Here is a 25,215-nt window from a genome sequence, read left to right on the forward strand (position 1 = left end):
CGGGAAATTTCTGGCGGTGTTTTTATATAACAACGTAAAAAGAAAAGTACAAACTGTTCTACAAAAGAATACAATAACAAATATCTGTGTATATAAAAATCATACACATTTTTGGATGATCGGCGTTATGTTCTCGAATATTTTATTTTTCGGAAGGCGTCTCCCCGTACTCTTTTTGCCTAGAAGCCCGGCTGTGATCGGCAGCCGCCGCTTTCCTCTGCATTTTTACATATTGCGTGTACTGCTCATCCGGCACATGCTCCACAATATCCTCAATGTTGCATTCCAGAATGGTGCAGATACGGTCAAGGGTAAAAATCTCAATGTTCTCATTCTTGCGGAACTTATGCAGCAGACTTTTACTCACCTCGTAATACGTATAAAGGTCATACTGGGAAATATGACGTTCTTCCATGGTTTTCCACAACCTGTCATATTTTATCATGATCAAACCCCATAACTGCGATTGTTCAAAGCAGCAGTCAGGCAGCGAACAAGCCCGAATCTGCAGCCAGGATCTACTCCTATTTATGAACAATTTGTACTTGATATATGTCTATTATCGGGGTAAAATTAAAAATATCATAGGGTCGTTATAAAGACCCTAAAAGGGAGGGAGAAGCATTGAAGAAAGTATTGGAGACGGGAATTGAAGTGGTGTTTGCAGGACTTCTGGCAGGATGCCTGTTTTACTGTATGGTAGCCGGAGCTGGAACAACTGCGTATGTGATCCTGGCAGCCATTTTGTCCATAGCCATTTCCGTAACCCTATGTGCCGGATTTCACTATATCAGGAAGCTGAAGAGGCAGCTGGAGGAGCTGGAAGAGAAGCAATAACCGGAAAACACATCGTTACTTCTGTTTTTTCTCCGAATCCCCATCTTGACAAATTCCACATTCTGCCATAGTATAGGAATCACACAGTGAAATGTTAATGTACGAAAGACAACTGTCTTTTTCACGCTGACGTTTAATGATTACAGAATCCTATATAAAGAAGGGAGTTCCCCATGGAAGAAAAAGTGATAAACGCGGCCCTTTTGGGGCTTGGAACAGTTGGAACCGGAGTTTACAAGGTTCTGAAAGGCCAGGAAGAGGAGATGACAACCAAGATCGGCTGCAAGGTCAAGATCCGTAAGATCCTGGTTCGAAATCTGGAAAAGGCAGCTGCGAAGGTAGACGATCCTGCAATGCTTACAAACAGCTGGGAAGAGATCAAGCAGGATCCTTCTATTGATATTGTGATTGAGTTGATCGGCGGAATTGAGCCCGCACGTACTTATATCCTGGACGCTCTTCATGCAGGCAAGCATGTGGTAACGGCCAACAAGGATCTGATCGCAGTCCATGGAAAAGAGCTTCTGGACGCAGCTAAAGCTTCCCATGTGGATCTGCTTTTTGAGGCAGCTGTGGCAGGCGGAATCCCCATTATCCGTCCTCTGAAGCAGTGTCTTGCAGGCAATCATATGAGTGAGGTTATGGGAATTGTAAACGGAACCACCAACTTCATTCTCACCAAAATGTCCCAGGACAACATGGAATTTAAGGATGCCCTGGCACTTGCCACCAAGCTTGGATATGCAGAGGCAGATCCGACAGCAGATATTGACGGATTGGATGCAGGTCGTAAGGTGGCCATTCTTGCCAGCGTAGCTTTTAATTCCAGAGTGGTATTTGATGACGTTTATATTGAAGGAATCACCAAGATTTCCGCCAAGGATATCCGCTATGCCAAAGAAATGGGCTGTGCTATCAAGCTTCTTGGCGTTGCACGCAACACAGACACCGGGGTAGAGGCTTACGTTTGCCCGATGCTGATTCCAAACGACCATCCGCTTGCAACGGTAAATGATTCCTATAATGCAGTTTTTGTTCACGGTGACGCAGTAGAGGACGCTATGTTCTTCGGCAGAGGTGCTGGTGAGCTTCCCACAGCCAGTGCTGTAGTGGGCGATATTTTCGACATTGTAAGAAATATAGTGGCAAATTGCTGCGGACGCATTGGATGTACCTGCTATAAACAGCTTCCTGTAAAAAGAATGGAAGATACTTACAACCGTTATTTCCTTCGCCTCCATGTGGAGGACCGCTGCGGTGTGCTTGCTGAGATGACAGAGGTTTTTGCCAAATATCACGTAAGCATTGCCCAGATCATCCAGCGCGACAGCCAGAGCCAGGACGACCATCTTGCAGAGGTTGTTGTGATCACAGCCAAGGTGCGGGAAGGCGATTTCAAGACCGCAGTCCAGGAACTTTCCAATAAATCCTCTGTAAAGCGTATTTCCAAGACAATCCGCGTTTACGGAAAATAAAATTTTGAAAAATTGTGATTGAAAAATTCCAGATTTTTGATACTATATATAAGGAGTAACAAACAAAAGAAAAGCTGCTGTTTCCCAGGGGATCAGCAGCCGGGAAATTTTTAATCGCATAAAGGAGAACATTATGAGCAAGAAACCAACGGTTTTAATGATTCTTGATGGATACGGCCTGAATGACAGACATGACGCTAACGCTGTTTATGAAGCAAATACCCCTGTCATGGACAAGCTGATGGCTGAGTATCCTTTTGTAAAAGGTAACGCAAGCGGACTGGCTGTAGGTCTTCCAGAGGGCCAGATGGGTAACTCTGAGGTAGGACATATGAACATGGGCGCAGGCCGTATCGTATACCAGGAGCTTACCAGAATCACCAAAGAGATCCAGGACGGTGATTTCTTTAAGAATGAGGCACTTCTTACAGCAATGAAGAATGCCAAAGAAAATGATTCTGCAATTCATTTTATGGGACTTCTTTCTGATGGAGGTGTTCACAGCCACATCACCCATCTTTTCGGACTTCTTCAGATGGCGAAGAATGAAGGACTTAAGAAAGTTTACGTACACTGCTTCCTTGACGGCCGCGACACACCTCCGGCATCCGGAAAAGGATATATCCAGCAGCTTCAGGCAAAGATGGATGAGCTTGGCGTAGGTGAGATTGGTGTTGTTTCCGGACGTTACTATGCAATGGACCGTGACAACCGCTGGGATCGTGTTGAGCTTGCTTACAACGCACTTACCAAGGGCGAGGGCGTTAAGGGAACAGATGCAGCTGAGGCTGTACAGGCTTCCTATGATGACGGCAAGACAGACGAGTTCGTTCTTCCGACTGTAATCGAGAAGGACGGCAAGCCGGTAGCTGTTGTTTCTGATAAGGACTCTGTTGTATTCTTCAACTTCCGTCCTGACCGTGCACGTGAGATCACCAGAGCTTTCTGCGACGATGCTTTCACAGGCTTTGCAAGAGAGAAGAGACTGGACCTCACATATGTATGCTTCACAGATTATGACGATACCATCGGCAATAAGCTGGTAGCATTCCACAAGGTTCAGCTTCACAACACATTCGGCGAGTACCTTGCAGCTCACAACATGACTCAGGCACGTATCGCTGAGACTGAGAAATATGCGCACGTAACCTTCTTCTTCAACGGCGGCGTTGAGGAGCCGAACAAGGGAGAGGACAGAATCCTTGTGAAGTCCCCGAAGGTTCCGACCTATGACCTTCAGCCTGAGATGAGCGCTCCAGAGGTTTGTGAGAAGCTTGTAGCAGCAATTAAATCTGAGAAATACGACGTGATCATCATCAACTTCGCGAACCCGGATATGGTTGGACATACTGGTGTTGAGGCAGCAGCAATCAAGGCTGTTGAGGCTGTTGATGAGTGCGTAGGCAAGTCTGTTGAGGCTCTCAAAGAGGTTGACGGACAGATGTTCATCTGTGCTGACCACGGTAATGCAGAGCAGCTGGTTGACTATGAGACAGGCGAGCCATACACTGCTCATACCACCAACCCGGTTCCATTCATTCTTGTAAACGCAGATCCGAAATACACACTTCGTGAGAACGGATGCCTTGCAGACATCATCCCGACCCTGATCCAGCTTATGGGCATGGAGCAGCCGACAGAGATGACAGGCAAGTCTCTTCTTGTTGAGAAATAAATAAAATTGCAGTAGCTGTCCAGATGCTGGACAGTTATGGAATATTGTGTGAAAACAGGGTGCAGCTTCCTATAGGGGCTGCACCTTTTTGTCCTCAAAAAGCATCCTGGAAAAATTTTTAAATTTCTTAAAATAGGGGCTTGAAAGTAAGTGGGATTTCGCCTATAATCGCTCTCAAACGATATTTTTTCTTATGGAGGAAAACTTAAAATGCAGACAGATATGACTGTGGGAAAGCCCATGAAAATGCTGCTGAATTTCACCATTCCTGTTTTTATCGGTAATGTATTTCAGCAGCTTTACAGTATGGCTGATGCGGTTATAGTAGGAAAGTTTGTAGGTACCAAGGGATTGGCGGCGGTAGGAGCCACAGGTACCATCACCTTTCTGATCATTGGTTTTCTGATGGGACTGACCACAGGATTTACCGTACTTACCTCCCAGAAATTTGGGGCAGGAAGAATGGATGAGATGCGGAAGACAGTTGGCAATGCAGCCATTCTTTCCGCCGTGATCGCGGTGATCATGACGGCGATCAGCATGCTGGGAATGCACAGACTGCTGGTTTTCATGCATACACCGGAGGATATTTTTGACGGGGCATATGGCTACATTATGATCATCTGTGCCGGAATTTTTACCCAGGTGCTCTACAACCTGGTGTCCAGTGTCCTCAGGGCTCTTGGCAACAGCAAGACACCGCTGTATTTCCTGATTTTGGCAGCAGGCCTTAATATTGTATTGGACCTTGTGTTCATTATCTTTTTCCACTGGGGTGCGCCGGGAGCTGCATGGGCAACGGTTATTTCCCAGGGAGTGTCCGGACTTCTCTGCCTGGTCTACATCTGGAAAGCTGTTCCGGAGCTTCGCATGAAAAGAGAAGACTGGCATTTTAACAAAGACATTGCCGCGAAGCAGATCAGCGTGGGAATCCCAATGGGCCTTCAGTATTCCATTACAGCCATTGGAACCATGATGGTACAGAGCTCCCTGAATATTCTTGGTTCTTACGCGGTTGCAGCCTTTACCGCAGGAAATAAGATCGAGAATATTTTCACCCAGGCTTTTGTCGCTATTGGAACTACTATTTCTACATACAATGCCCAGAACATCGGAGCCAGAAAGCTGGACCGTGTGCGCCAGGGCTTCCGTGCAACAGATGTGATCGGATGCGCGTATGCGGTAATTGCAGGCTTCATTCTTTTCTTCGCAGGCAAATACTTCTCTTATCTGTTTATTTCAGATAATGCAGATGTGGTCATTCCTATGGTGGATACCTACCTCCGGTGCGTGGGAATGTTCCTGGTTCCGCTGTATGTGGTAAACTGCTACCGCAACGGCTTCCAGGGAATGGGCTACGGCCTTCTGCCTATGCTTTCCGGTGTGGCTGAGCTTGTAGGAAGAGGCGTGATGGCTGTTATTGCAGCGAATAAAAAGAGCTACACCATGGCGTGCATGGCAAGTCCGTTTGCATGGGTGGTTGCCACCGTGCTTCTGATTGTTCTTTACTTCTATGTGATGAAGGATATGAAGAAAAAACTGTGCCTGTAAGGTTAGACGTTTCATTACAGTGTGCTGCCGGGTACAGAGCGCGAATCGTGCCTGTAAATCTGGAAACACAGGAAAAATAAGGATTACAGGCATACATACAGAATATAATAAGATAGATGTGTCAGATGGAATTTTGTAACATTTTTCCATCTGGCACATTTTTTCTGTCTTTGGGGAAGAATATTTCTTTTACGTTGCAAAAGTTTGTGTAAAAGACAGAGGAAATATACATTTTAAGATGCAATTTGGAAAATATATGTTATAATAGAATAAGGTTTCGCTGTGAAGCGGCGGGACTTTGTTACAACGGTGTTTTTTTAGAGGAGAAATTTATACATGAGTAAGGACGAAAAGCGTACTCAGAGAGGCCCGGGAGGTTTCGAAGATAAAATAGATGCCGCCATGGCAGACCTGGAAGTGGATCTGGATGATGAGTTCCATGGGGCAGATTTTTTTGATGAAGAGGATACGCAGTCATCTGAGGATGGGGATTTCGATTCCTGGGATGACACAGATGAGGCCGATGATCAGGAGGACTCCGCAGAAGAGGATTACGAGGAAGAATATCCGGAGGAAGAGGAATACGATTCGGAGTATTCAGATGAATTTGAGGAGGAGTCTGAAGCGGACGATGACGAGGAGGAGTCTGAAGAGTTTGATGAGGAAGATGATTCCTATGATGATGAATCAGATGTCCCACAGGAGCGTGAGCTTCAGGTAGAAGAATTTTCCACAAGGTCCGGTCGGAAGAGAAGCCGCAGGGAGAAGAAAGAAAGTACTCAGAAACAGAGCGCCCGCCCCGCATCTCGTTCCGCTAGACCCACCAAGATTGCCTATGTTCCTATTTCTGAAGAAGAGCTGGACGAGAAAATCGTTCCCATCCAGAAAAAGAAGCATAAAGGCCTGAAGGTGACCGGAATTATTGCGGCCATTCTTGCAGTGACAGCAGGCTGTGCATATGGTGCAGTGACCTATTATTATGCGGACCGCTTTTTCGAAGGAACCTATATCAATGGGATCGACTGTTCCAACAAGACTGCCTATGAGGTGGAGCAGGCAATTGCCAGCACAGTGGAGGCTTATTCCATTGAGGTAACTTCCAGAAATCAGGATCCTCAGACTATCAGCGGAAGCCAAATTGGCTACCAGTACATGTCTGACGGTGAGGTACTGAACCTTCTGAAGCAGCAGAAGCCTTATGAGTGGGTGCGCGGCTTTATGGAGACAAGAAGCTACAACACACAGGAGAATGTAACCTTTGATAAGACTCTTCTCCAGAATGAGGTGAAAGCCCTGAACTGTGCCCAGCCGGAGAATCAGGTGGAGCCGGAGAATGCCTATGTGGCAATGAATGGGGATGAATTTACCATTGTTCCGGAGACTGAGGGAAGCAAGCTGAAGGTGAAGGAAGCCTATAAGGCATTAGATGCAGCCATTTCCGGCAGCCAGACCAGCATTGATCTTGGCAGCACGCCGGATGTGTATGCAGTGGCAGCCGTGACCAGTGAGGATTCCACGCTTCAGGCAACAAGAGATGCTTATAACAACTACACCAAGGCGAGCATCACCTACACTTTTGGTGATCAGACGGTGACCCTTGACGGAAGCACACTGAAGAACTGGCTGCAGTTTGACGAGAAGGGACAGCTGGTACAGGATGACGCATCCTTTACCCAGCATGTGAAGGACTTCGTGGCACAGCTGGCAAGCGAGCACAATACGGTAGGAACTACCCGTTCTTTCAATACCACAAGCGGCAGAACCGTTTCTGTATATGGTTCTGCATACGGCTGGAAGATTGACCAGGACGCAGAGGCTGCACAGCTGACGGAAGAAATCCGTACTGGAACACAGACTACCCGTGAGCCTGTTTATTCCATGAGAGCCAATGCCTACGGCTACAATGATATTGGAAGCACTTATATTGAGGTGGATCTGAGCAGCCAGCACATGTATTATTACCAGGGTGGCAGCATCATTTTTGATTCTGACATTGTTTCCGGTGATATCCGTTACGATGACAGAGCAACCCCTCCGGGAATTTTCACCCTGTATTACAAGAAGAGCCCGGATGTGCTCCGCGGTGCGAAGAAGCCGGACGGCACTTATGAATATGAGACTTCGGTTACCTACTGGATGCCGTTCAATGGAGGAATCGGCTTCCACGATGCTACCTGGCAGGCTTACTTCGGAGGAGACCGCTACACCTATGCAGGCTCCCACGGATGTATCAACATGCCGCTGGATGCAGCAGCAACCTTATACAGCATTATTGATACCAATGTGCCGATTGTTTGCTTTTACTAATTGATAACAAAAGAAGTGGAGAATAAGTTACTATGAATATGGATTCCTTTGATTTGATCCTGACTGTAGCAGCTCTTGTAATGGGAGTAATGCTTCTTACCGGTCATGGAGATATTCTGATGAAAGGCGGAAATGCCGCCGAGCGTAAGAGACTTTACGACGAGAAAAAGATTCAGCTGATTTCCGGTGTGACATTACTCATTTTCGGAGTTCTCACCGGACTGGATATGCTGATCAAGAGTTATGTGTATGATATTATTTACCTGGTACTGGTAATTGTCATCTTCATCGCTATGGTAGTTCTGATTCGTAAGAAATGTAAGAAATAAAACGTAAAAGCGCCTGCATCTCGGGAAAAGTTGGATGCAGGCGCTTGTTCTTTTGTAGAAAGTACAGTTGTCCATAGTCATGATAGATAGTGGAAAGCAACGAAAGAGTACTTCAGCCAGAAATACTTTTTTCAAAAAGTAGTGATGAAAATGGAAACTTTGTTAGAAGTATCCTTTGGCAAAAAAATTGCAAGCTGACATTATTCTGGAAAAATCAGAATAATGTCAGCAGATCCATCGGCTTCTCAATCACATAATCCGGTGTATCCACCTGCCCAAAGCCATAAGAGGCAAATACAAATGGCACTTCCGCCTCCTGACAGGCCTGGTAATCCCCGAAGGTATCACCCACATAGACAGGTGCCTTCAGCTCATATTTTTTCGCAATTGTCTGGATATTGGCAGCCTTAGCCTCGCCTGTATCCCCCGGGCAGAGATGTCCTGTGAAATACTTTCCAAGCCCTGTTTTTTCAAATACAAGCTCAATATATCCAGCCTGGCAGTTGCTGACCACAAAAAGTGGATAGCGCTTACTCAGTTCCCTCAGGGTATCTTCAAGCCCTTCATAAACCGGCGCCCCTTTTTCTCTCAAAAGTTCATGCTCTGCATGGCAGCAAAGGTCAATGATTCGAAGCTGCTCAGCCTCTGTCTGATCGGGAAGAATCGCTTTCGCAATATCCGGAAGCAGTCTTCCGAAAAGCCCCTTCAGCTGATCCGCCGTCACCCGGATGTCAATCTTTTCTTTCTCCAAAACTTCATTCCAGGCCTGCGCCACAACATCTGTGGAATTCCATATAGTACCGTCAACGTCAAAAATAATACTGTCCATTAGAGGTCTTTAGTCCTTTCTGGTGTTTTTACACTGATTTCATTTTATATAGGAAGTTTAAAAAATGCAATGTTTTTATTTAGATAATTTTTAGCTGGCTTTTTGCGGATTTTATGTTATGATAAGAAAGTCAGTTACTGTTTTTGACCTGTTGGTCAGTTTTTGGCAGGATCAGATTACATGTCAGACAGTAACGCGAGGTGAATCATGAAATACGAAAATATTACAGAAGGCCGTTTTCTTGACCGTCCCAATCGGTTTATTGCCCATGTGGAGATTGGCGGGCAGATCGAGACGGTTCATGTAAAGAACACAGGCAGATGTAAAGAGCTTCTGGTCCCAGGGGCGCAGGTCTTTTTGGAAAAGAGCGGCAACCCGGCGAGAAAGACAGCTTACGATCTGGTCTGCGTCAATAAAAGCGGACGCCTGATCAACATGGATTCCCAGATTCCCAATAAAGCAGCGCTGGAATGGGTAAAGGCAGGTCATCTTTTCACGGAAGAGGTTCAGGTGACGCCTGAGAAAACCTACGGCAATTCCAGGTTTGACCTTTACGCCTGCTCGGACAGAAGAAAGGCTTTCATCGAAGTGAAGGGAGTAACTCTGGAAGCTGATAACGTAGCGCGTTTCCCAGATGCGCCTACCGCAAGAGGCGTGAAGCATGTAGAAGAGCTGATTCGCTGCATGGAAGACGGCTACGAGGCATATCTTCTTCTGGTAATCCAGATGAAAGGAGTCACAAGGTTCGAGCCTAACTGGGATACCCACCGTGAATTCGGGGAAACCTTACAAAAGGCGCAGAAAGCAGGCGTGCACATTCTTGCTTACGACTGTCTGGTAGAACCGGACCGCATGGAGATCCAGGACCCTGTGCCTGTCCGTTTGGAAAGAGATTAGTGCCATTCTATGGCAGTAATTTGGAGGAAATAAAATGACAGATGAGTTTATACAGCCTCTTCTTGGGTGGTACGATGAGAACAAGCGGATTCTGCCCTGGCGTGATCAGCATAACGCTTATTACACCTGGGTGTCCGAGATCATGCTCCAGCAGACCCGTGTGGAAGCTGTAAAGCCCTATTTTGAACGATTTATCCGGGAGCTTCCTGACATACCAGCCCTGGCAGCCTGTCCCCAGGAGAAGCTTCTCAAGCTGTGGGAAGGCCTTGGCTATTACAGCCGCGTCCGCAACATGCAGCTGGCAGCCCAGGAGATGGTAGAAAAATATAATGGCAAACTTCCTGAAGACTTTTCCCTTCTTATCTCGTTAAAGGGTATAGGGAGTTATACAGCGGGGGCCATTGCCTCCATTGCTTACGGCATTCCCGTGCCGGCTGTAGATGGAAATGTTTTCCGCGTGGTAACCAGAATGACAGAGGATTCCGAGGACATTACGAAGCCAGCCTTTCGTAAGAAAACAGAAAAAGCGCTCCAGGAAATTATTCCTGTGGATCGTCCAGGAGATTTCAATCAGGCTATGATGGAACTTGGGGCAGTGGTGTGCGTCCCCAACGGACAGCCCAAATGTCTGATTTGTCCAGTGCGGGATTACTGCCTTGCAGGACTTCACGGAACCATGGAAAAATATCCGGTAAAGGCCCCGAAGAAGCCCCGAGTCATAGAAGAGCGCACAGTCCTTGTGATTCAGGATGGAAACTGTACCGCAATCCGCAAACGCCCTTCCAAAGGCCTTCTTGCCGGATTATACGAGCTTCCCAACACAGAAGGCTACTTAAGCCGTGAGGAAGCCCTGGACTATGTAAAAGACCTTGGCACAGAGCCCTTATATATAGAAGAATTGCCAGATGCCAAGCACATTTTTTCCCACATTGAGTGGCGAATGAAGGCATACCTGATCCGTGTGTCATCCTTAGAACAGACACACGCCCCAGGCATTCTTTTTGCAGATAAAAAAGAATCAGAGAGAAACTACGCCATCCCTTCCGCGTTTGGCGCATATGCGAAGTACATGAAGGAGGAAATTCAATGAAATTACTTAGTATAGCAATTCCATGCTACAATTCCGAAGCTTATATGGAGAAATGTATCCAGTCTCTTCTTCCGGGAGGAGACGAAGTAGAGATTCTTGTAATCGATGACGGTTCCAAGGACAGAACTGCAGAGATCGCAGATCAGTATCAGGAGAAATATCCGAACATCGTCCGCTCCATCCATCAGCCAAACCTTGGCCACGGCGGCGCCGTAAACACCGGTATCCACAATGCCCAGGGTCTCTATTTCAAGGTAGTAGACAGCGATGACTGGGTAAACGAGGAATCCTACAAAGAAATCCTGAAAACTCTGGAGGACCTAGTAAAGGGCTCAAAGACCGTAGACCTTCTCATCAGCAACTTTGTATATGAGAAGCAGGGCGCAGCCCGCAAGAAGGTCATGCAGTACCGCCACTGCCTGCCAGTGAACCAGATCTTCACCTGGAACGAAGTAGGACGTATGCCTAAAGGAAAATATCTTCTCATGCATTCCATGATCTACCGTACCCAGTTGCTCCTTGAGTGCAATCTGACTTTGCCAGAGCACACTTTCTATGTAGACAATATTTTTGCATTTGATCCACTTCCATATGTACAGAACATGTACTACCTGGACACCAATTTCTACCGCTACTTCATCGGACGTGACGATCAGTCTGTCAATGAGGCTGTTATGATCCGCAGAATCGACCAGCAGCTGCGCGTAAACAAGCTGATGGTCAATTCCTACACAAGCTGCGGCAGCATGAACAAGCGGGCAAGAGCCTACATGATCAGCTACCTGGACATCATCACCACCATTTCCTCCATCATGCTGATCCGCTCCGGCACCAAAGAAGCCCTCGATAAGAAAAAAGAGCTTCTCGAGTACATCCGCTCCACCAACCGTGTCCTTTACGGAAAACTTCGCCACAGCCTTATGGGCAACTTCATGAATCTCCCAGGCCGAGGCGGCCGCCGTGTCTCCGTAGCCGCCTACAAGATCTGTCAGAAGTTCTACGGCTTTAATTAACAATCCCCAGGGCGCTCGCTTCAGCGAAGCGCCCGTTTTTAGTTAATAGGACAAAAAAGACGCGCCCTCCAATTCCTGGAGGTTCGCGTCTTTCTCATCTTTAGTAGCGTTTCCCGCGTTTATTCCGTCCAAATCTCTCTACAGCCACATCCCGTGCTTCTTCCCCCGCCTTCTGCGGATAAAAAAACAAATACCCAAACAGCGCCAATGTAGCCCCACAGCAAACATCAATCACAGAATGCTGCTTCAAAAACATAGTAGACATGATGATCAGCAAGGTCAGAACCAAAGAACCATACCGAATGGCCTTCTTATCCCGAAGCGCCTCACAATTAGTCAGTGACATATGAATCGCCAGAGAGTTAAACACATGGATACTAGGAAGCACATTGGTCGGCGTATCCGTGCGATACAGCCACCGAACCGCGTCCGTAAACACATTCTCCCTAGGAAACTCCAACGGTCTTAAATGCAGCACATTGGGATACACATAAGACACGATCAGGAAAATGGTCATACCCATCATCATGTTGAAAACCAACTGATAATATTCTTTCTTATTCTTGTTCTTGAAGATGAAGTATAAAACTGTGACAACCTGATATGGAAACCATAACAGATAAGGGACAATAAAATACTCGCAAAATGGTATGTAATCATCAAAAACAGTGTCAATTGCATGGAATCCACGTACCGGTCTGTGCTCCAGATACCCGAAAAACATCAGGTAAACAATTGCATATACAAGTATGATCAGACCATGCTTATATTTCTTAATAAATTGTGCCAAGTCTTTCACTCCTTTTTCAAATCGTGGAGATTATACCACAGGTAAAATGATTTTTAAAGGCTTTTTTTCAATAGAAACTGTTAAATCCTGGCGGATTCCGCCGGATTCCCCATCAATATGGACGGGAAGAGCATTCTCGCTGTGAATATGAATGTCCCTGCAGGTCATAATATGTATCCCTTTAATTCCCGTATGCTTTCCGAAAAAAGCAGTAGGCAGGCAGAAAAGAAGCTTCAGCTTCCCAACGCCCTCCACCAGGATCATATCCAGCTGTCCGTCATCCGGCCGTGCATCCGGGCAGAACTTAAACCCGCCGCCCTCATATCTCTGATTCATAACTGCCGTAAAATATACGTGATCATAGGAAAAAGTATTCTCCCCATCCAATGTAACCGTCATTTTCCCCGGAGAAATAAAAATCAGCTGCTTTAAGGCAATAAAAAGATAGATCAGCTTTCCCAGTCCAAGACGATTGAACACCTTCTTAAGGGGAGTAGCAAGCACCTCCTGGCAGACTCCCGCGTCATATCCGATTCCTGTGCTGATGCCGAAATGGGACTTCTTTTCCCCGCGGATCAGATAAGGAACATCTATAGGAGCAATGCGCTCTGCCTTTAAAATATACTCAAGAGATTCCATAGGATCAAAAGGCAGTTCCATGCTTCTGCAAAAATCATTGCCCGAGCCTGTGGGAATGTAGCCGAAAACCACCCGGTCAAAATCTGTGATCCCGGTAAGCACCTCCTGAATGGTGCCGTCCCCTCCAATTGCGATCATATAGACGGGCTCAGAATCGATCCCAAGTAAAGATGCCTCAGAAGCAATCTTTGTAGCATGTCCGGAATATCTTGTAAGGCAGTACTGGAAAGAAATTCCCCGAAGCAATAACTGCTGGTGGAGCTGGTCCCAGATGATACGTCCCCTGCCGGAGTGGGAATTTGGATTAACGATAAAATAATACATAATGTCTCCCTGTGTCGCTTTCTGGTTTCATAATAACATTGGACAGGCCGTATTACAAATTAATTTTGAAAAAATATCGTTAAAATTTTCTAAAGTATGCTATACTGTTTCTTATGACTTTCTTATGAAGGACTTAAGATTTTCCCTGATAGAATTTGATTTAGGAGTAAGGAATATGAAATCACTGGTAATCGCAGAGAAGCCGTCTGTTGCAAGAGACATTGCCCGCGTCCTTGGGGCAAATCAGAAAAACGGCGGCGTTCTGGAAGGAAAGAAATATGTAGTCACCTGGGCACTTGGCCATCTTATCACCCTGGCGGACCCGGAAGAATACGATAAGAAATACGAGAAATGGGAAATGTCCACCCTTCCCATGATGCCAAAAGACATGAAGCTGGTAGTGATCCGCCAGACCGGAAAGCAGTTTTCCGTGGTGAAAACCCAGCTTTTCCGAAAAGATATTGAAGAAATCATCATTGCCACAGATGCCGGCCGTGAGGGCGAGCTGGTTGCCCGCTGGATCCTGGAAAAAGCTGGCTGTCACAAGCCTATTAAGAGACTGTGGATCTCTTCTGTCACAGACAAGGCCATCAAGGAAGGCTTTGCCAATTTAAAAGACGGACGCGCCTACGACAACCTTTACCGCGCCGCTGTTGCAAGAGCAGAGGCTGACTGGCTGGTGGGCATGAACGGCACAAGAGCGCTGACCTGCAAATACAACGCCCAGCTTTCCTGCGGCCGTGTGCAGACTCCCACCCTTGCCATGATCGCCAGAAGAGAAGAGGAAATCCGCCAGTTTACCCCAAAGGAATACTACGGCGTTTCCGTGGAAACCCAGGATGTGAAATGGACCTGGCGGGATGAAAAAACAAAAAGCTTCCGCACTTTTTCCAGGGAAAAGGCAGAAGAAATCCGCAGGAAAACCGAGACTGCCAGTCTGGAAGTGACCAGAATCGAGGAAAAAACCAAAAAGTCCATGGCTCCCGGTCTGTACGACCTGACCACTCTTCAGAGAGAAGCCAACCAGAAATATGGTTTTTCCGCAAAAGAAACATTGAACATTATGCAGCGTCTTTACGAGAATCACAAGGTGCTCACCTATCCGAGAACCGACTCCAGATACATTGGAAAAGACATTGTCCCCACCATCAGGGAAAGACTGAAAGCCTGCGGAATCGGTCCTTACCGGAAGCTTGCAGGGGCGCTGATGAACAAACCCGTACAGGCGAATTCCAGCTTTGTGGATGACAAGAAGGTCAGCGACCATCATGCGATCATCCCAACAGAGCAGTTTGTGCAGCTGGATCACATGACAAACGAGGAGCGGAAGATTTACGACATGGTTGTGCGCCGCTTCCTTGCTGTTTTGTATCCGCCATTTGAGTACCAGCAGGTAACAATGGAAGCAAAAGCAGCCGGGGAAACCTTTGCAGCCAGCGGCAAAGTGGTAAAAAGCCAGGGCTGGAAAGAGGTTTACGAGGGCGGTGATCAGGAGGAAAGCGAGGAAGACGAGGAGAAATTAAAGGACCAGCGCCTTCCCAAAATGCAGACAGGCCAGAAGCTGAAGGTTCTGCGTGCTGCGCTGAACACCGGCAAAACCAAGCCGCCTGCACGCTTTACAGAAGCAACTCTTCTTGCAGCCATGGAAAATCCGGTGAAATTTATGGAGACCCGTGACAAAGAAGCGGTGAAAACCATCGGCGAGACAGGCGGCCTTGGCACGGTTGCCACAAGAGCGGATATTATAGAGAAGCTTTTCCACTCCTTTATGATGGAGAAAAAAGGCAATGAGATCCACATTACATCAAAGGCCAAACAGCTTCTGGAATTGGTTCCCGAAGATCTGAAGAAGCCGGAACTGACTGCAGACTGGGAAATGAAGCTGTCCCAGATTGCAAAAGGCAAGATCCGTCAGGGCGATTTCCTGCACGAGATCCGGGACTACACCTGCGAAATCGTGGACGAGATCAAGTCAGGAGAGGACACTTTCCGCCACGACAATCTCACCAACAAGGTCTGCCCACGCTGCGGCAAAAAGCTTCTGGCTGTGAACGGCAAAAACAGCAAAATGCTGGTCTGCCAGGATCGTGAGTGCGGCTACCGTGAGACCATTTCCCGTACCACCAATGCCCGCTGCCCCAAATGCCACAAGCGCATGGAAATGTACGTAAAAGGCAAGGAAGAGACCTTCATCTGCGCCTGCGGCTACAAGGAAAAACTGTCTGCCTTCCAGGCAAGACGCAAGAAGGAGGGCGCAGGAGTTGGCAAACGGGATGTGCAGAACTATCTGCGCAGGCAGCAAAAAGAGGCCAATGAGCCTGTAAACAACGCATTTGCCCAGGCCCTGTCCGGGATTAAACTGTAAGCTTTAGAAGGATATGAGTGTCAAAAGGTCTTTTGCCACTCATTTGATACCCCGGATTGCGACCCAGCTACGCTGCTCCCGCAATCCTCCAAATATTCGAAATCCGCTGATTTACTGCGTAAATCGCTACTTTCTCATATTTGGCGTGTCCCAAGTTCAAAAGCCTTATCGTGCAAGCACGAACGGCTTTTTGACCTTTTGACACTGGTATCATTAGAATTATATAAAGAAAGAGGAATTTGCATATGCGCCGAGAAGTATCTTTGGAGGAGATTTCCGACGGAAGACTTTATGAATTAAATGATATGGTAAAGGCAGACTGCCAGGACTGCGCTGGCTGCCACGACTGCTGCGAGGGAATGGGAGACTCCGTAGTGTTAGACCCTATGGATGTGTACCGTTTAAGCCAGGGCCTTGGAAAAAGCCCTACAGAGCTGGTAAGCGCCGGATGGATCCAGTTTGACGCCATGGACGGAAACATCCTTCCCCACCTTTGCATGACCGGGAAAAACGAAAGCTGCGTGTTTCTAAACGACCAGGGAAGATGCCGGATTCACAGTGTCCGTCCTGGATTTTGCAGGCTTTTCCCGTTGGGACGCTACTATGAAAACGGAAGCTTCAAGTATTTTCTGCAGATCCATGAATGCAAGAAGACCAACCGGAGCAAAATCAAGGTAAAAAAATGGATCGACACCCCGGAGCTTCGCAAATACGAGAAGTTCGTAGCAGACTGGCATTACTTCCTGCTTGATGTGCAGGAGGTGCTTTACGGTGCCACAGATGCCCAGCTGATCAAGAATCTGAACCTTTATGTGGTGAACCGTTTCTACCTGAAGCCTTATGAAAAAAATCAGGATTTCTATGAGCAGTTTGAAGAGCGGCTGAAAGAGGGCAGGCAGCTCCTAAGCCTTGCCTGAAGGCAGGGGACTGCCCCTGACACCAGAAAAAGAAAAGAGTATAGAAAAACTCCCGGAACTCTCACGAGAACCGGGGGTCTTTTATTTTTAGTTTGCAGTATTCCATTAGAAGCTTTGGGAGGGACTATGGTATCTGCGCACTAAAAATTCAATCTATAACAAATTATAAGATATAAGCAACATAATAGAAAGCTGTTCGAATACTAGAATACACGAAAAATTCCGTTTTGGCAAGTGTTTTTTGTAAAATTTGATACAAAATTTAATGTAAATTTTACAGAATCTGCAAATAAAATTATACAGCCTATTATAACACAGCAAAAAGGCGTTTTGTAAAAATCCTTTTTCAAACATGTTCTGGACATTGGAGGAAAATGTTGCTATAGTTAGGAGAGAAATCAGGGAAAAACATTATTATACCTGATCTTATTTAAAAACGAAAGAGGACACAGCCATGCCAGTATTTGATTTCAGCGGCGCTTCTGCAAGCAAAGCAGAGGCCAAATGCACCTATACCACTTTTCAAAGCAATAATACCACACCATCTGCAGACCAGCCCATTATGGTGCTTGATAATAAAGAAAGACACTGGAAGCATCATTCCTGCGGCGTTTTCACCAATCCGGTGAACCGCACTGCCTTTGAATTTAAGGAAGAGGACGGCACCTTCACAGCCGATGTGCTGAAAATCGATTCCAGATTTACCAGCCTTCTGAAATGGCTTGGAGACAGCCGCATCAATGTGCGCCTGTCAGGAGCGAATACAGAGGACGGCTATGCTGTGTACCGCATCAGAGAGACTGCCTTTGGGGGCGGCACCAAGCTTTCCGCAGAGGACGGCTTTCTGCAGTTTATGATCGAGCGTCTCCTTGAGAGCAATGCACCTGCAGAAGCAGAGGAGGACGAGACTCAGGAGGAAACAGGGGATGAGATGAAGCTTACCAGCCTTCAGAGCATCACCGATTTTATGACCTGCGCAGGCAAAACCCTGCCGGATAACATCCGCCTGTGGACCAGAAGAAACCTGGCAGTGGCAAGATCCAGCGAGGTTTCCCAGGAAGAGCGCCATCACGCACAGAGAGCTCTTTCCATTATGCTGAACATCCAGTGGAAAAACAATTACTTCGAAGCCATCGACCCGGTGGAAGCAAGAAGAATCCTGGACGAAGAGCTTTACGGAATGGAGCGTGTGAAACAGCGTATCATCGAGACCATTATCCAGATCAACCGTACCCATACCCTGCCTGCTTACGGACTTCTTCTCATCGGACCTGCAGGTACCGGTAAATCCCAGATCGCCTATGCGGTAGCAAGAATCCTGAAGCTTCCGTGGACGACTCTGGACATGAGTTCCATCAACGATTCCAAGCAGCTGACAGGTAGCCCTCGTATTTATGCAAACGCTAAACCTGGAATTATCATGGATGCATTTTCCATGGCAGGAGCCTCCAACCTGGTATTTATCATCAACGAGCTTGACAAGGCAAACTCCGGACATGGCAACGGAAACCCGGCAGACGTGCTTCTTACCCTTCTGGACAACCTTGGATTTACAGACAACTATATGGAATGTATGATTCCAACCGGCGGTGTTTACCCTATTGCCACAGCCAATGATCGTGACCAGATCAGTGCGCCGCTGATGTCCAGATTTGCCGTGATCGACATTCCGGACTACACAGCAGAAGAGAAGAAAGTAATCTTCTCCAGATTCTCCCTGCCCAAGGTTCTGAAAAGAATGCATATGGAAGAGGGCGAGTGCATTATCACAGATGACGCTCTGGATGCCATTGTTGCCCGCTATTCCAATACCACCGGTATCCGTGACCTGGAGCAGGCAGCCGAGCACATTGCCGCCAACGCCCTGTACCAGATCGAGGTCAACCATGTGGATAAGGTGGAATATACAAGAGAGATGGTTGAGGAACTGCTGAAGTAAAAAACATAACAGGAGTAACAAAAATGGAATTCTGGGATATTTATGACATTAATAAAAGACCTACAGGCCGCACCATGAAGCGCAACGACTGGTGCTTAAAGGACGGAGAGTACCATCTCACCGTCCTCGGAGTAGTTGCAAGACCGGACGGCACCTTCCTGATCACCAAGCGCGTCATGACCAAAGCATGGGCGCCAGGCTGGTGGGAAGTATCCGGCGGCGCAGCCCAGGCAGGAGAATCCTCCTATGACGCAGTTCTCCGCGAGGTGAAAGAAGAGACAGGCCTTGACGTAAGCAGTGCACAGGGCGGCTATCTTTTCACATACAAAAGAGAAAACCCGGGTGAGGGAGACAATTACTTTGTAGACGTATACCGCTTTGTCATGGACGTACAGGAAGAAGACCTGCACCTTCAGGAAGAGGAAACAGACGGCCACATGTTCGCCACATTGGAGCAGATCAAAGCCTTTGCCGCAGAAGGAAAATTCCTTCACTACGACAGCATCCAGGCCGCTTTTCAAGGGTTATAAGCAATGGCCGTGCGCCCTACGGCTGCAAATTTTGGAAATAAATAATGTTAAAATTATGTAAGAAAACAGCCGGAAATGAAATAGCCGCTTGTAATTTCAAGAAAGATATATTATAATTAGCACCGAAATCTGAATAAAAACCAGGGGAGTTTCGATTGAGAAGCTGAGAGTAAGGTAGCCCTTAGACCCTTTTAACCTGTTGGATCATGCCAGTGTAGGAAGTGTTGAAGATGTATTTTAGAGCATTTGCGTGATTGCAGATGCTCTTTTTTCTTTTGCAGATTCATAAAAAGATGGTTCTTATTCGATTGATAAAAAATCCCAGGCCCGGAACCCTTTCAAATCAGCTTCGGAGATCTGGCACATATTAAAGGAGGAAACAAAAATGAACGCAAGTGTAGCAATTCAGGTACTGCCAAATGTACAGGATGACGAAGAAGTAATCCGCATTGTAGACGAGGTAATCGCCTACATCAAATCCACAGGACTTAACTGTTATGTAGGACCTTTCGAGACAACCATCGAGGGTGACTACGATCAGCTTATGGACATTGTAAAAGAGTGCCAGCACGTAGCAGAGCGCGCAGGCTGCAAGGCTATGAACGTCTATGTAAAGATCTCTTACAAACCAGAAGGGGATGTGCTTACCATTGAAAAGAAAGTTACCAAACATCACCAGTAAGATTCCCCCTGTCGTTGCAATGGCGGCAATCCTGCTTCTCTGGGAGCTGGTAAGCATCTCCGGATTAGTTCCGTCCTACATGCTTCCCTCCCCGGTTGCAGTGTGCAAGGCGCTGATCGGCGACCTTCCCACTATTTTATTCCATGCGAAATTTACCCTTTTGGAATCCTTCTACGGACTTCTCATTGGAATCGCTCTGGCATTTATTTTCGCAACTGTGATGGACCGTTTCCGGGTAATGGATCAGGCTTTTTATCCGATTATGATCATTACCCAGACCATTCCCACCATCGCCATCGCGCCGATCCTGGTGTTGTGGATGGGCTTTGGAATGGCACCAAAGATCACCTTAGTCGTGATCACCACCTTTTTCCCCATCACCATCGGGCTTCTGGACGGCTACAAGAGTGTAGACCCGGATGCCATCCGCCTGATGAAAGCAATGGGCGCCGGCAGAATGCAGATTTTCCGCCATGTGAAATTCCCCTCTGCCCTGCCCCAGTTCTTTTCCGGGCTGAAGATCTCCGCATCCTACGCCGTAGTAGGTGCCGTAGTATCTGAGTGGCTGGGAGGCTTTAACGGTCTTGGTGTTTACATGACAAGGGTAAAAAAGGCATACGCGTTTGACAAAATGTTTGCAGTTATTATTTTCATTGTGATCATCAGTTTGCTGCTGCTTTTCATAGTAAATGTGGCAAGCCGCATCGCAATGCCCTGGCTGCAGGTTGAAAAGGAGAAAAATCATGAATAAGAATCTGAAAAAAGCCGTTGCATCCGCTGCAGCGCTGACAATGGTATTTGCAGTTCCTACAGGTGTTTACGCAGCAGATGGCGAGAATGAGAAAATCACATTCTGCCTGGACTGGACACCGAACACCAACCACACAGGACTTTATGTAGCACTTGCAAAAGGCTATTATGAAGACGCAGGACTTGACGTAGAGATCGTACAGCCGCCGGAAAACGGTGCAGCACTGATGTGCGCAGCCGGACAGGCCCAGTTCGCAATCGAGGCACAGGATACTATGGCAGCTTCCCTGGCACTTGATGAGCCTCTTGGAATTACAGCAGTGGCAGCCGTGATCCAGCATAACACCTCCGGAATCCTTTCAAGAGCAGGAGACGGAATCGACACACCAGCCGGACTGACTGGCAAAACTTATTCCACATGGGACTCTCCAATCGAGCTTGCCATGCTGGAAAATGTAGTAAACAGCGACGGCGGGGATTTTGACCAGGTTACCCTGATCCCCAACGACATCACAGATGAGCCGGCAGCACTTGCAGCCCATCAGACAGACGCCATCTGGGTATTCCAAGGCTGGGGCGGCGTGAACGGAGAGGTAGAAGGCGTAGACTGCGATTACTTCGCATTCTCTGATATCAACCCTGTATTTGACTACTACACACCGGTTATTATCGCCAACAACGATTATCTCAGCGAAAATCCGGATCAGGCGAAAGCATTTATGGAAGCAACTGCAAAGGGCTATGAGTTTGCAGCAGAAAATCCTGACGAGGCAGCACAGATCCTCATCGACGGCGACAACACAGGTTCCCTCAAGGACGCAGAGGAGCTGGTAAAGAAGAGCCAGGAATTCCTTTCCGCAAAATACATTGACGATGCAGACAGCTGGGGCGTGATCGATCCTGAGAGATGGAACGCATTCTACAAATGGCTGTATGAGAATCAGCTTTGCGACAAAGACCTGACAGACGTAGGATTTTCCAACGACTATCTGCCGCAGTAAATGAGGAGAACAGTGCCATGGCTTATGCGAAAGCTGTGGAGACTGTGCAGATGAAATAGAAAGTTATACAGTAGGGAATACAGAATGTCATCAGAAAACAGTAAATCATTACTAAGAGCAGAACATATTTCAAAAGCATACGGTGAAAAACAGGTCCTGAAGGACATTTCCATTCATCTGGAACAGGGCGAGCTGGTATCCCTTCTGGGAGTCAGCGGCTCCGGAAAGACTACTTTATTTCACATTCTTTCCGGCCTTGTCACTCCAGATGAGGGAAAAGTCTACCTGCGTGACCAGGATGTGACCTCCACTCCCGGAAGCATCAGCTACATGCTGCAAAAAGACCTCCTTTTCCCCCATAAGAAGGTAATTGACAATGTGGCACTTCCCCTTCTTCTGAAGGGAATGAAGAAGCAGGAAGCCAGGGAAAAAGCCAATCCCTTATTTGCGGAATTTGGCCTTGAGGGCACCCAGCTTCAGTATCCAAGCCAGCTCTCTGGCGGAATGCGCCAGCGTGCAGCCCTGCTTCGGACCTATTTAAGCTCCAGCGGAGTTGCCCTTCTGGACGAGCCATTCAGCGCACTGGACACTCTGACTAAGGCCAGCGTGCACAAATGGTATCTGGATATTATGCAGCACATTGATCTTTCCACCCTGTTTATCACCCACGATATTGATGAGGCAATTTTGCTGTCCGACAGAATCTACATTCTGAACGGAACTCCCGGAACCATCAAGGAAGAAATCGTGATCCGGGAGAAAAAGCCAAGGGCAGAGGACTTCTCGCTGTCAGAAGAATTTTTGGAATATAAGAGACAAATTATCAGTAAGCTTTGACAGAAGATGTGTGCAGAGGTTTTTGCAGCATCTGTGAAAAAAATTCAAAAGGCCGCTATGCATATTCAGTATAATCCGAAATGCACAGCGGTCTTTTTCTGATTGGGAAAAATTTTCCACAAATTGTAATATGCATCTTGTAGAAAGCCCTTTTCAAACAAGCTCTGGCGGATACATGCTGAGCATTTTATTATCTGCTGGATGATCATAGTACATCAGTTTAGAAAATACACTCCCAGATTCAAATACCCTGCAAACGTCACCCATGCCAGATAAGGAAGCATCAGATTCGCCGCCACGGGGGACACCGCACCGAAAGATTTTATAGTGGCAAAAATCAGCAGCCACAACGCCGCCAGCCAGAAAAAGGCAAACAGATACCACTCACAGTTAAAGAACCAGATCGACCACAGAAAGTTAAAAAACAGCTGCAAAATGTAAAAAAACAAAGCATTGTTGGTGCATTTCCCAGAATTTGCCACCAGGTAAGCGGCGAATCCCATCAGCAGATAAAGAATGGTCCACACCACCGGAAACACCCATCCCGGCGGGGAAAGGGGCGGCTGGCAAAGGTCCGCGTAGGCCTCCATAGACCCGGTAGTCAGAAGCGCTGCAAATGCTCCCACTGCCAGTGGAAATAAAAGAAAAGGAAGAATATTTTTTATCTGGGTATTCATTGAAAAACTCCGTTTGCCGGTAAAATTAATTCATTATATGCTTCTGGCCATGGACGAAATACCGATTGCTTTTATTGGATATCAAAATATGATGATGTTAGGGTCAAAAGGTCTTTTGCCCCTAACTTGATATCCACGAATTGCTCCGCTGCAAAGCAGCTCCCGCAATTCTCGAACATTCGGAATCCGCTGATTTACTATGTAAATCGCTACTTCCTCATGTTCGGCGGGTCCCAAGTTCAAAAGCCTTATCATGCAGGCATGAACGGCTTTTTGACCTTTTGACCCTGATATCAAAATATACAATAAGTACGAAAGTGTAATTGCATAGCGGAATATATTGTGCAATAATTATAAAAATGAGCGCAAGGAGGAACAAAATGAAGAAATTAACAACAGGAAAAATCTGGCAGTTTGCAGCTGGACAATTTGGCTGGGCAATGCTGTCGGGAATCATTTCCAACTGGCTGGTGTATTTTTATCAGCCAGATGAGACTGCCATCAGTCAGGGACAAACTGTATTTATTCCTCAGGGGCTGGTGGTACTTGGCATTTTTACCATAATTGGAGGAATCACAGCTTTCGGAAGGATTTTTGACGCATTTACAGACCCTATGATCGCGTCTTTATCAGACCGGTGTACATCAAAAAATGGGCGAAGAATCCCATTCCTGAAATGGGCATCTCTTCCGCTGGCACTTTCCACCGTATTGGTATTCTGGTCTCCGCTAAATCAGAACAGCTGGATCAATGCTGCCTTTTTGCTGGCAATGATTCTGGCATATTATCTTTCCATTACTGCATATTGTACGCCATATAATGCGCTGATTCCGGAACTGGGACATACTCAGCAGGAACGACTTAATATTTCTACCGTTATTTCTTTTACTTTCATTGCAGGAACAGCAGTAGCATATCTGGCGCCCACCATCTGGGGTGTATTTATCCCGGTTTTTGGAAGAGTAGGCGCAATTCGGGTGACATTTACAATAATGGCAGCTGTGGCATTTATATGCATGCTGGTACCGGTGTTCACCATCCGGGAAAAAGACTATGTGGATACAGTTCCATCTAAGGAATCTGCTTTTGGCTCACTTACTGCTACCTTCAAAAATGGAGAATTTAGAAAATTTGTAGCATCTGATATTTTTTATTGGATCGCGCTTACCATGTTTCAGACAGGACTTCCCTTTTTTGTTACCAGCCTTCTGAAGCTTCCGGAGACTATGACAACCCTGTACTTTGTTGGAATGACAGCTTTGTCTCTGGTCTTTTACATTCCGGTAAATAAATTGACACCAAAGCTTGGAAAGAAAAAGATGATTTTGTTTGCATTTGCGGTATTTTCCGCTGCTTATTTCTATACTGGATTTATGGGAAAAATGCCTTTTATTCCAGCTTCCGTGCAGGGACTGATCCTGACTGTCTGTGCGGCACTTCCTATGGCAATTTTTGGAATTCTTCCACAGGCTGTTGTAGCAGACATTGCTCAAAGTGATTCTATTACAACGGGAAGCAATCGCGAAGGAATGTTTTATGCAGCAAGAACATTTGCGTTTAAGCTTGGACAAAGCATTTCCATGTTGATTTTTACGGCAGTTTCCACAATTGGAACAGGAAACGGAACCGGTTATCGGATTGCTGCCTTTGGTGCTGCAGCTTTTTGCTGTGCAGGAGGAATTATACTGGTGTTCTACAACGAAAAGAAGATTAACAAAATTATAAGAATCCAAAACCAAAAATAACAGCAGGAGCAGCCAA

The 25,215-nt window shown here is 46.8% G+C and carries 23 protein-coding genes and 1 riboswitch; of the genes, 18 read left to right on the top strand and 5 right to left on the bottom strand.

The window, feature by feature from the left end:
• Positions 1 to 142: 142 nt before the first annotated feature.
• The gene (locus tag DWZ38_RS08575; protein ID WP_117851632.1) at positions 143 to 445 is read right to left on the bottom strand and encodes a helix-turn-helix transcriptional regulator; all 303 of its coding nucleotides are present in this window, start codon (positions 443 to 445) and stop codon (positions 143 to 145) included.
• A gap of 179 nt (positions 446 to 624) precedes the next feature.
• Here DWZ38_RS08575 and DWZ38_RS08580 point away from each other — a divergent pair, with 179 nt between their 5' ends.
• The 6 genes from DWZ38_RS08580 to DWZ38_RS08605 all read left to right on the top strand — a co-directional run bounded on the left by DWZ38_RS08580 (position 625) and on the right by DWZ38_RS08605 (position 8,174).
• Positions 625 to 837, top strand: coding sequence for a hypothetical protein (locus tag DWZ38_RS08580; protein ID WP_021926880.1), 213 nt, complete (start codon positions 625 to 627; stop codon positions 835 to 837).
• A gap of 173 nt (positions 838 to 1,010) precedes the next feature.
• Positions 1,011 to 2,312: a homoserine dehydrogenase gene (locus tag DWZ38_RS08585; protein WP_117851637.1), complete on the top strand. Its 1,302-nt coding sequence runs from the start codon at positions 1,011 to 1,013 to the stop codon at positions 2,310 to 2,312.
• A gap of 133 nt (positions 2,313 to 2,445) precedes the next feature.
• Positions 2,446 to 3,987 (top strand): 2,3-bisphosphoglycerate-independent phosphoglycerate mutase, encoded by a 1,542-nt coding sequence (gene gpmI / locus DWZ38_RS08590; protein ID WP_021926878.1) that lies wholly within the window; start codon positions 2,446 to 2,448, stop codon positions 3,985 to 3,987.
• Between the two features lie 210 nt (positions 3,988 to 4,197).
• Positions 4,198 to 5,538, top strand: a complete 1,341-nt coding sequence (locus tag DWZ38_RS08595) for an MATE family efflux transporter (protein WP_117851641.1) — start codon at positions 4,198 to 4,200, stop codon at positions 5,536 to 5,538.
• Positions 5,539 to 5,874: 336 nt separating this feature from the next.
• Positions 5,875 to 7,845 (top strand): L,D-transpeptidase family protein, encoded by a 1,971-nt coding sequence (locus tag DWZ38_RS08600; RefSeq protein ID WP_021926876.1) that lies wholly within the window; start codon positions 5,875 to 5,877, stop codon positions 7,843 to 7,845.
• 32 nt (positions 7,846 to 7,877) lie between these two features.
• Positions 7,878 to 8,174 carry a DUF3784 domain-containing protein gene (locus DWZ38_RS08605; protein ID WP_021926875.1) on the top strand — a complete coding sequence of 99 codons (297 nt, stop codon included), beginning with the start codon at positions 7,878 to 7,880 and terminating at the stop codon, positions 8,172 to 8,174.
• A 214-nt stretch (positions 8,175 to 8,388) separates the two neighbouring features.
• Here DWZ38_RS08605 and DWZ38_RS08610 read toward each other — a convergent pair whose 3' ends face one another.
• Positions 8,389 to 9,003, bottom strand: a complete 615-nt coding sequence (locus tag DWZ38_RS08610; protein ID WP_021926874.1) for an HAD family hydrolase — start codon at positions 9,001 to 9,003, stop codon at positions 8,389 to 8,391.
• Positions 9,004 to 9,210: 207 nt separating this feature from the next.
• On the opposite strand from DWZ38_RS08610, the gene sfsA reads away from it, so the two are divergent.
• The 3 genes from sfsA to DWZ38_RS08625 are packed head-to-tail and all read left to right on the top strand — an operon-like array spanning position 9,211 to position 12,003.
• Complete coding sequence (gene sfsA, locus DWZ38_RS08615; protein ID WP_117851644.1) at positions 9,211 to 9,900, top strand: DNA/RNA nuclease SfsA; 690 nt, start codon at positions 9,211 to 9,213, stop codon at positions 9,898 to 9,900.
• Between the two features lie 34 nt (positions 9,901 to 9,934).
• Positions 9,935 to 10,990 (top strand): A/G-specific adenine glycosylase, encoded by a 1,056-nt coding sequence (mutY, locus tag DWZ38_RS08620; RefSeq protein ID WP_021926872.1) that lies wholly within the window; start codon positions 9,935 to 9,937, stop codon positions 10,988 to 10,990.
• On the top strand, positions 10,987 to 12,003 hold the full coding sequence (locus DWZ38_RS08625; RefSeq protein ID WP_117851648.1) for a glycosyltransferase family 2 protein: 1,017 nt from the start codon (positions 10,987 to 10,989) through the stop codon (positions 12,001 to 12,003). Before mutY ends, DWZ38_RS08625 begins: the two co-directional genes overlap by 4 nt.
• Positions 12,004 to 12,103: 100 nt before the next feature.
• Here DWZ38_RS08625 and DWZ38_RS08630 read toward each other — a convergent pair whose 3' ends face one another.
• Both DWZ38_RS08630 and DWZ38_RS08635 read right to left on the bottom strand, forming a co-directional pair.
• Positions 12,104 to 12,793: a phosphatase PAP2 family protein gene (locus tag DWZ38_RS08630; RefSeq protein WP_117851652.1), complete on the bottom strand. Its 690-nt coding sequence runs from the start codon at positions 12,791 to 12,793 to the stop codon at positions 12,104 to 12,106.
• Between the two features lie 30 nt (positions 12,794 to 12,823).
• On the bottom strand, positions 12,824 to 13,756 hold the full coding sequence (locus DWZ38_RS08635; protein ID WP_117851655.1) for a diacylglycerol kinase family protein: 933 nt from the start codon (positions 13,754 to 13,756) through the stop codon (positions 12,824 to 12,826).
• A gap of 175 nt (positions 13,757 to 13,931) precedes the next feature.
• Here DWZ38_RS08635 and DWZ38_RS08640 point away from each other — a divergent pair, with 175 nt between their 5' ends.
• The 8 genes from DWZ38_RS08640 to DWZ38_RS08675 all read left to right on the top strand — a co-directional run bounded on the left by DWZ38_RS08640 (position 13,932) and on the right by DWZ38_RS08675 (position 22,777).
• Positions 13,932 to 16,121: a DNA topoisomerase III gene (locus DWZ38_RS08640; protein WP_117851659.1), complete on the top strand. Its 2,190-nt coding sequence runs from the start codon at positions 13,932 to 13,934 to the stop codon at positions 16,119 to 16,121.
• A 245-nt stretch (positions 16,122 to 16,366) separates the two neighbouring features.
• Positions 16,367 to 17,038 carry a YkgJ family cysteine cluster protein gene (locus DWZ38_RS08645; RefSeq protein ID WP_021926867.1) on the top strand — a complete coding sequence of 224 codons (672 nt, stop codon included), beginning with the start codon at positions 16,367 to 16,369 and terminating at the stop codon, positions 17,036 to 17,038.
• Positions 17,039 to 17,492: 454 nt separating this feature from the next.
• The gene (locus DWZ38_RS08650; protein ID WP_021926866.1) at positions 17,493 to 18,977 is read left to right on the top strand and encodes an AAA family ATPase; all 1,485 of its coding nucleotides are present in this window, start codon (positions 17,493 to 17,495) and stop codon (positions 18,975 to 18,977) included.
• 23 nt (positions 18,978 to 19,000) lie between these two features.
• Positions 19,001 to 19,507 (top strand): NUDIX domain-containing protein, encoded by a 507-nt coding sequence (locus DWZ38_RS08655; RefSeq protein ID WP_021926865.1) that lies wholly within the window; start codon positions 19,001 to 19,003, stop codon positions 19,505 to 19,507.
• Between the two features lie 132 nt (positions 19,508 to 19,639).
• Positions 19,640 to 19,746: riboswitch (TPP riboswitch) on the top strand.
• Positions 19,747 to 19,892: 146 nt separating this feature from the next.
• Entirely contained in the window at positions 19,893 to 20,189 is a 297-nt protein-coding gene (locus DWZ38_RS08660; RefSeq protein WP_021926864.1) for a thiamine-binding protein, read from the top strand.
• The gene (locus DWZ38_RS08665) at positions 20,158 to 20,940 is read left to right on the top strand and encodes an ABC transporter permease (RefSeq protein ID WP_021926863.1); all 783 of its coding nucleotides are present in this window, start codon (positions 20,158 to 20,160) and stop codon (positions 20,938 to 20,940) included. Before DWZ38_RS08660 ends, DWZ38_RS08665 begins: the two co-directional genes overlap by 32 nt.
• Positions 20,933 to 21,940, top strand: a complete 1,008-nt coding sequence (locus tag DWZ38_RS08670; protein WP_021926862.1) for an ABC transporter substrate-binding protein — start codon at positions 20,933 to 20,935, stop codon at positions 21,938 to 21,940. Before DWZ38_RS08665 ends, DWZ38_RS08670 begins: the two co-directional genes overlap by 8 nt.
• Positions 21,941 to 22,024: 84 nt before the next feature.
• Positions 22,025 to 22,777: an ABC transporter ATP-binding protein gene (locus DWZ38_RS08675; protein WP_117851662.1), complete on the top strand. Its 753-nt coding sequence runs from the start codon at positions 22,025 to 22,027 to the stop codon at positions 22,775 to 22,777.
• A gap of 215 nt (positions 22,778 to 22,992) precedes the next feature.
• Here the strand turns inward: DWZ38_RS08675 and DWZ38_RS08680 are convergent, their stop codons facing one another.
• Entirely contained in the window at positions 22,993 to 23,454 is a 462-nt protein-coding gene (locus tag DWZ38_RS08680) for a TspO/MBR family protein (RefSeq protein ID WP_021926860.1), read from the bottom strand.
• 380 nt (positions 23,455 to 23,834) lie between these two features.
• On the opposite strand from DWZ38_RS08680, the gene DWZ38_RS08685 reads away from it, so the two are divergent.
• The gene (locus DWZ38_RS08685; protein ID WP_117851666.1) at positions 23,835 to 25,199 is read left to right on the top strand and encodes an MFS transporter; all 1,365 of its coding nucleotides are present in this window, start codon (positions 23,835 to 23,837) and stop codon (positions 25,197 to 25,199) included.
• Positions 25,200 to 25,215 lie beyond the last annotated feature (16 nt).

It is taken from the genome of Ruminococcus sp. AF31-8BH (genome assembly GCF_003460605.1).
GTDB classification, from domain to species: domain Bacteria; phylum Bacillota; class Clostridia; order Lachnospirales; family Lachnospiraceae; genus Blautia_A; species Blautia_A acetigignens.

What these genes read in the sequence shown, in the direction of transcription:
- DWZ38_RS08575 (WP_117851632.1), bottom strand. Translation starts at nt 445, where the DNA reads ATGATAAAATATGACAGGTTGTGGAAAACCATGGAAGAACGTCATATT.
- DWZ38_RS08585 (WP_117851637.1), top strand. Translation starts at nt 1,011, where the DNA reads ATGGAAGAAAAAGTGATAAACGCGGCCCTTTTGGGGCTTGGAACAGTT.
- gpmI (WP_021926878.1), top strand. Translation starts at nt 2,446, where the DNA reads ATGAGCAAGAAACCAACGGTTTTAATGATTCTTGATGGATACGGCCTG.
- DWZ38_RS08595 (WP_117851641.1), top strand. Translation starts at nt 4,198, where the DNA reads ATGCAGACAGATATGACTGTGGGAAAGCCCATGAAAATGCTGCTGAAT.
- DWZ38_RS08600 (WP_021926876.1), top strand. Translation starts at nt 5,875, where the DNA reads ATGAGTAAGGACGAAAAGCGTACTCAGAGAGGCCCGGGAGGTTTCGAA.
- DWZ38_RS08605 (WP_021926875.1), top strand. Translation starts at nt 7,878, where the DNA reads ATGAATATGGATTCCTTTGATTTGATCCTGACTGTAGCAGCTCTTGTA.
- DWZ38_RS08610 (WP_021926874.1), bottom strand. Translation starts at nt 9,003, where the DNA reads ATGGACAGTATTATTTTTGACGTTGACGGTACTATATGGAATTCCACA.
- sfsA (WP_117851644.1), top strand. Translation starts at nt 9,211, where the DNA reads ATGAAATACGAAAATATTACAGAAGGCCGTTTTCTTGACCGTCCCAAT.
- mutY (WP_021926872.1), top strand. Translation starts at nt 9,935, where the DNA reads ATGACAGATGAGTTTATACAGCCTCTTCTTGGGTGGTACGATGAGAAC.
- DWZ38_RS08625 (WP_117851648.1), top strand. Translation starts at nt 10,987, where the DNA reads ATGAAATTACTTAGTATAGCAATTCCATGCTACAATTCCGAAGCTTAT.
- DWZ38_RS08635 (WP_117851655.1), bottom strand. Translation starts at nt 13,756, where the DNA reads ATGTATTATTTTATCGTTAATCCAAATTCCCACTCCGGCAGGGGACGT.
- DWZ38_RS08640 (WP_117851659.1), top strand. Translation starts at nt 13,932, where the DNA reads ATGAAATCACTGGTAATCGCAGAGAAGCCGTCTGTTGCAAGAGACATT.
- DWZ38_RS08645 (WP_021926867.1), top strand. Translation starts at nt 16,367, where the DNA reads ATGCGCCGAGAAGTATCTTTGGAGGAGATTTCCGACGGAAGACTTTAT.
- DWZ38_RS08650 (WP_021926866.1), top strand. Translation starts at nt 17,493, where the DNA reads ATGCCAGTATTTGATTTCAGCGGCGCTTCTGCAAGCAAAGCAGAGGCC.
- DWZ38_RS08655 (WP_021926865.1), top strand. Translation starts at nt 19,001, where the DNA reads ATGGAATTCTGGGATATTTATGACATTAATAAAAGACCTACAGGCCGC.
- DWZ38_RS08660 (WP_021926864.1), top strand. Translation starts at nt 19,893, where the DNA reads ATGAACGCAAGTGTAGCAATTCAGGTACTGCCAAATGTACAGGATGAC.
- DWZ38_RS08670 (WP_021926862.1), top strand. Translation starts at nt 20,933, where the DNA reads ATGAATAAGAATCTGAAAAAAGCCGTTGCATCCGCTGCAGCGCTGACA.
- DWZ38_RS08675 (WP_117851662.1), top strand. Translation starts at nt 22,025, where the DNA reads ATGTCATCAGAAAACAGTAAATCATTACTAAGAGCAGAACATATTTCA.
- DWZ38_RS08680 (WP_021926860.1), bottom strand. Translation starts at nt 23,454, where the DNA reads ATGAATACCCAGATAAAAAATATTCTTCCTTTTCTTTTATTTCCACTG.
- DWZ38_RS08685 (WP_117851666.1), top strand. Translation starts at nt 23,835, where the DNA reads ATGAAGAAATTAACAACAGGAAAAATCTGGCAGTTTGCAGCTGGACAA.